This is a genomic window from Pseudomonas sp. (genome assembly GCF_049301935.1).
In the GTDB taxonomy this organism is placed as follows: domain Bacteria; phylum Pseudomonadota; class Gammaproteobacteria; order Pseudomonadales; family Pseudomonadaceae; genus Aquipseudomonas.
Window position 1 is genome coordinate 1 of record NZ_JBAQLP010000046.1, and the last position, 4322, is coordinate 4322.

4 protein-coding genes and 1 pseudogene are annotated in these 4322 nt (G+C 63.6%); 4 read left to right on the forward strand and 1 reads right to left on the reverse strand.

The window, feature by feature from the left end:
* From WA145_RS06430 to leuA, 4 genes are all read left to right on the forward strand, one after another.
* The coding region (locus WA145_RS06430) for an exodeoxyribonuclease VII large subunit (protein WP_422580775.1) at window positions 1-708 on the forward strand (708 nt) is incomplete at its 5' end.
* 18 nt (window positions 709-726) lie between these two features.
* Window positions 727-1551, forward strand: coding sequence for a peptidoglycan DD-metalloendopeptidase family protein (locus WA145_RS06435; protein ID WP_422580776.1), 825 nt, complete (start codon window positions 727-729; stop codon window positions 1549-1551).
* Window positions 1552-1565: 14 nt separating this feature from the next.
* Window positions 1566-2108, forward strand: coding sequence for a hydrolase (locus WA145_RS06440; RefSeq protein ID WP_422580777.1), 543 nt, complete (start codon window positions 1566-1568; stop codon window positions 2106-2108).
* 297 nt (window positions 2109-2405) lie between these two features.
* Window positions 2406-4100 (forward strand): 2-isopropylmalate synthase, encoded by a 1695-nt coding sequence (gene leuA, locus WA145_RS06445; protein ID WP_422580778.1) that lies wholly within the window; start codon window positions 2406-2408, stop codon window positions 4098-4100.
* A gap of 6 nt (window positions 4101-4106) precedes the next feature.
* Here leuA and WA145_RS06450 read toward each other — a convergent pair.
* Window positions 4107-4322, reverse strand: a pseudogene (locus WA145_RS06450) (branched-chain amino acid ABC transporter substrate-binding protein); the annotation flags it as partial.

The following is a 4322-nucleotide window of genomic DNA, read 5'->3' on the forward strand; positions in this document are numbered from 1 at the left end:
CCGGTGGCCCGCGCGATTGCCGCCTGCCTCACGCCCATCGTCAGCGCCGTGGGCCATGAGACCGATGTCTCCATCGCCGATTTCGTCGCCGACGTGCGCGCCCCCACGCCTTCGGCCGCCGCCGAGCTGCTGGCCCCCGACAGCAGCGAGCTGGTGCAGCGCCTTTACACCCTCAAGCGCCGCCTGCTGATGCGCATGCAGCACCGCCTGGAACGCGAACGCATGCGCCTGGAAGGCTTGCAGCGGCGCTTGCGCCATCCCGGCGAGCGCCTGCGCCAGCATGCCCAGCGCGTGGATGACCTGGAGATGCGCCTGACCCGCGCCTTCGCGCGCCAGTTGAGCAACCGCCGCGAGCGCCTGACCCACCTGCAAACCCGCCTGCTCAGCCTGCACCCGGAACGCAACCTGAAACTGCTCGACCAACGCCTACAGGCCCTGGCCGAACGTCTGCAACGCAGCATGCGCGAAGGTCTCAAAGCCCGCCGCCTGCAGCTACATAGCCAGGTGCAGACGCTGCACGCGGTCAGCCCGCTGGCCACCCTCGGGCGTGGCTACAGCATCCTGCTGGATGAGCGCGGCCGCGCGGTCCGCAATGCCACCGACACCCGCCCCGGCCAGCGCCTGAAAGCGCGCCTGGGTAGCGGCGAGCTGGATGTGCGGGTCGAAGACAACCATGTGCAGCCGGTCACCCTGTCGCTGCTCGATTGATTTCCACACAGGTTCCCCATGCGTTTATTCACCCTGCTCACCCTGTTCTGCCTCGCCCTACCCGTCCACGCCGAAGGTTTTATCAGCCGACTGCTGAATAAACCGGTGCCTGGCGGTGTGGCGGTAGTCAATCTAGGACCAGCAGCCAGCGCGCCCAACGTGCGCTATCAGAACAAACCGGTGCTGGTCATTCATGAAGACCAACAACGCTGGATTGCCATTGTCGGCATCCCGCTAAGCAGCAAACCCGGCAGCCAGCAGATCAGCGTCAACGGCAGCCAGACCCTGAGCTTTCAGGTGGGCAGCAAGCAGTACATGGAGCAGCGCATCACCCTCAAGAACCAGCAACAGGTCAACCCGAACGCCAAGAACCTTGCGCGCATCGAGCGCGAGCTGGCCGAACAGACTCGCGCCTACCAGCAGTTCAGCACCCGCCAGCCCAGCAACCTGCTGTTCGACAGGCCAGTCAACGGGCCACTGTCGAGTCCCTTCGGCCTGCGCCGCTTCTTCAACGGCGAGGAACGCAACCCGCACTCGGGGCTGGACTTCGCCGCCAATAGCGGCACACCGATCAAGGCTCCGGCCGCCGGCAAGGTAATCCTGATTGGCGATTACTTCTTCAACGGCAAGACGGTATTTATCGACCATGGCCAGGGCCTGATCAGCATGTTTTGTCATCTTTCGGCCATCGACGTGACGCTGGGTGACGAGATAGCCCGTGGCGGCCATATCGGTAAGGTCGGTGCCACCGGCCGTGCCACCGGACCACACCTGCACTGGAACGTCAGTCTGAACGATGCGCGCATCGATCCGTCGATCTTTATCGGTGCCTTCAAGCCCTGAACAGGAGCTGTGCCATGCGTATCCGCGCCCAAGACTCTTGCCTGCTGCTTGTCGATATTCAGGAACGTTTGTTCCCCGCCATCGCCGAGCATGCCGAGCTGGCCGCCAATAGCCTGTGGTTGCAGCAGGTGGCGCAGCGTATCGGCGTGCCCGTGCTGCTCACCGAGCAATACAGCAAGGGCCTGGGGCCGACCATTGCTGCGCTGCGCACCGGGCATGCGCCCGAGGCCATCGTAGAGAAACTGCATTTCTCCGCCGTCAGCGAGGGCCAATTGCTGCAACGCCCAGGCGGCGAGCGCCGGCAATTCGTCGTGTGCGGCAGCGAAGCCCATGTCTGCGTGCTGCAAAGCGTGCTCGACCTGCTAGAGCAGGGCCGCAGCGTGTTTGTCGTGGCCGAGGCCGTGGGCTCGCGCAAGCCAGCCGACAAGCAACTGGCGCTGCAGCGTATGCAGCAAGCGGGTGCGGTGATCGTCTCGCGGGAAATGGTCGCCTTCGAATGGCTGCAACAGGCCGGAACCGAGCTGTTTCGCAGCATCAGCCGGGAATTTATTCGTTAACGCACTATAAGCCGCGCAATCAAAGCTAAAAGCCACGAGCCGCGGCGCTATAAAATCGCACCCAATCACGCATGGCGCGATTTATCACCAATTTTCTCAGCATGCTTGCACGCTTTAGCCACCATGGTTAGGGTTGACGCTATGACTACTAACCACAGCCTTATTCTGCTGCGTCAGCACCTCAACCTCTGCCTGGTGAGCCAGCGACTGCGTGGCTAATTCTTCCGCTCACGCCCTGCCTTATTGTTCAAACTCCGCCCGGCTCGCCGTTTGCCGCCGCGCTAAAAGGATTGCCCCATGAGCATGCTTAAAGACCCCTCCAGCAAGTACCGCCCGTTCACCCAGATCAGCATCCCGGATCGCACCTGGCCGGACAGGATCATCGACCAGGCGCCCATCTGGCTGTCCACCGACCTGCGCGACGGCAACCAGTCGTTGATCGAGCCGATGGACGCCGAGAAGAAGATGCGCTTCTTCAAGTGCCTGCTGGCCGTGGGTCTGAAGGAAATCGAAGTGGGCTTTCCGTCCGCCTCGCAGACCGATTTCGACTTCGTTCGCGAACTGATTGAAGGCGGCCATATCCCCGATGATGTGACCATTCAGGTGCTGACCCAGGCCCGCGACGACCTGATCGAGCGTACCTTCGAGTCGCTCAAGGGTGCCAAGCGCGCCATCGTGCATTACTACAACGCTTGCGCGCCGAGCTTTCGCAAGATCGTCTTCAACCAGGACAAGGCCGGGGTCAAAGCCATCGCCGTGGCCGCTGGCCAGACCATCAAGCGCCTGGCCGACGCCGCACCCGAGACCCAGTGGGGCTTCGAGTACTCGCCGGAAGTGTTCAGTTCCACCGAGATCGACTTCGCCGTCGAGGTGTGCAACGCGGTGATCGAGGTGTTCCAGCCGACCCCAGCAAGCAAGCTGATCCTCAACCTGCCGGCGACCGTCGAGTGCGCCACACCAAACAACTACGCCGACCAGATCGAATGGTTCGGTCGTCACGTCGACCGCCGTAACAGCGTGCTGCTCAGCGTGCACACGCATAACGACCGCGGCACCGGTGTCGCGGCGTCCGAGCTGGCCGTGATGGCCGGCGCGGACCGTGTCGAAGGCTGCCTGTTCGGCAACGGCGAGCGCACCGGCAACGTCGACCTGGTGACCCTGGCGATGAACCTCTACACCCAGGGCGTGCATCCGGGCCTGGATTTTTCGGATATCGATTCGGTGCGCCAGCTGGTCGAGGAATGCAATGAGCTGCCGGTGCATCCGCGCCACCCATACGCAGGCGAACTGGTGTACACGGCATTCTCCGGTTCGCACCAGGACGCCATCAAGAAAGGTTTCGCGCGGCAAGAGGCCGATGCGCTCTGGGAAGTGCCCTACCTGCCGATCGATCCGGCCGACCTCGGCCGCAATTATGATGCGGTGATCCGCGTGAACAGCCAGTCCGGCAAGGGCGGCATTGCTTACCTGCTCGAACAGGAATACGGCCTGGAATTGCCGCGCCGCCTGCAGATCGAGTTGTCACGCGTGGTGCAGGGCCAGGCCGACGCCAGCGGCCGCGAGATCGCCGCTGCCGACATCCACGCCTTGTTCGCGCGGGAATACCTGGAGCATGAAGCGCCCTACCGCTACCTGTCGCACTCGATGACGGAAAAAAGCGGCGGCGCCGGGCGGGTCCAGGTCAGCGTGGCGGTGGTGCATGATGACGTGACGCGCACCCTGCCGGGGACCGGCAATGGCCCGATCGATGCGTTTGTGAATGCCCTCGGCATCGACATCCAGCTGATGGATTACCACGAGCATGCCATCGGCTCGGGCGCCGACGCGCGGGCCGCTTGCTACGTCGAGCTGCGCGTCGCCAACGGCCCGACCTTGTTTGGCGCCGGAATCGACAGCAACATCGTCACCGCGTCGTTCAAGGCGGTGCTGTCGGCGGTGAACCGGCAACTGGCGGCGTCCGAGCAGGCCGAGCCGCCAGCCATGGCTGCGTAAGCCGTTTTACTTGGTCACCGCCAGCATCGTACGGTGGCCGGACTTGAAGGTGTACAAGGTCAGCGTGCCGTCGCGGATGTCGCCATGCTGGTCGAAGGCGACCGGGCCGGTCACGCCCTTGTAGCGGATCCTGGCCAGTTCCGGCAGGTACTTTTCCGGGGCGGCCGAACCTGCCTTCGTCATGGCGGCGGCAAAGGTCATCACCGCGTCGTAGGCATACGG

What these genes read in the sequence shown, in the direction of transcription:
- WA145_RS06435 (WP_422580776.1), top strand. Translation starts at nt 727, where the DNA reads ATGCGTTTATTCACCCTGCTCACCCTGTTCTGCCTCGCCCTACCCGTC.
- WA145_RS06440 (WP_422580777.1), top strand. Translation starts at nt 1,566, where the DNA reads ATGCGTATCCGCGCCCAAGACTCTTGCCTGCTGCTTGTCGATATTCAG.
- leuA (WP_422580778.1), top strand. Translation starts at nt 2,406, where the DNA reads ATGAGCATGCTTAAAGACCCCTCCAGCAAGTACCGCCCGTTCACCCAG.